Origin of the sequence: Brucella grignonensis, assembly GCF_002252505.1 — a bacterium.
GTDB classification, from domain to species: domain Bacteria; phylum Pseudomonadota; class Alphaproteobacteria; order Rhizobiales; family Rhizobiaceae; genus Brucella; species Brucella grignonensis.
In genome coordinates this window covers 1-357 of the sequence record NZ_NNRL01000074.1, presented here as the reverse complement: position 1 = coordinate 357, position 357 = coordinate 1, and the positions used below count along the sequence as shown (strand labels likewise).

The following is a 357-nucleotide window of genomic DNA, read 5'->3' as shown; positions in this document are numbered from 1 at the left end:
CGATTTGCAGCGGTGTTGACTTCACAGCGACGAAGCCGCGTTACGAGCCGTACTACTGCGATGCCGGGTTCCGTCTGGTCACGCGTTCGGGAGATCGTCGGAACGAAGTCGGCTGCGTCTCTACCGAACCCAAAGTCGTTGACAGCGCCATGTGCAGCTATCGTGACAATGGAGGCGCCCTGGGACGCTGGCATCTTGAAGACGGCAAGCGGGTCTGCAAGGCACTGATCACGCAACGCCCTCATGTGCGTGAGCAGCCGAGGTATGTCGACGTCACCATCGATGGCGCCGGCCGCCAGCGCGTGTGGTTCTAGCCCATGCCGGTTGCCTTCCTCGATCTCGCTCAAAACTGCGCGC

General features: G+C 61.6%; 1 protein-coding gene. It reads right to left on the bottom strand.

What is annotated here, in order from left to right:
* A partial coding sequence (locus CEV33_RS23895; RefSeq protein ID WP_167388081.1) for a hypothetical protein occupies window positions 1-357 on the bottom strand: 357 nt, incomplete at both ends.